Source organism: Microbulbifer halophilus, from assembly GCF_026183675.1.
GTDB lineage: Bacteria > Pseudomonadota > Gammaproteobacteria > Pseudomonadales > Cellvibrionaceae > Microbulbifer > Microbulbifer halophilus.
Genome location: NZ_JAPIVK010000108.1, coordinates 1 through 317, shown reverse-complemented (window position 1 = coordinate 317; position 317 = coordinate 1). Strand labels below are relative to the sequence as shown.

1 protein-coding gene is annotated in these 317 nt (G+C 52.1%); it reads right to left on the bottom strand.

Going from position 1 to position 317, the window contains the following annotated elements; genetic code table 11:
- Positions 1–172: 172 nt before the first annotated feature.
- On the bottom strand, positions 173–317 hold a 145-nt coding region (locus OQE62_RS19545), incomplete at its 5' end, for a transposase (RefSeq protein ID WP_407665960.1).

Here is a 317-nt window from a genome sequence, read left to right as displayed (position 1 = left end):
TAGCCCGGATATTTCACCAAACGTGTTAAAGTTAAAGTGAATCGCTCGGTCGTGTTTCGGATTCTCACGCAGCACGTTTTTGTTTAAAAAGCGAACTATTCGTCTGAGCCGAGACGCAACTCCCCCAACCCCCATGCTTTTTCTACACGCCGGGGACAGCGCTCACATGGAGTTATCCGCTTAGCAGGCGCTCGGCCGTTTGGCGAAACAGGTTTTTCCAAGGGTACTGCTCAGCGAGCTGAAACACCCAGCGAGAGGCTTTGCAAGTCACCACGGCAGCCACTTTCAGTAGCTTCAAACGAAGGGTGCCTACATAG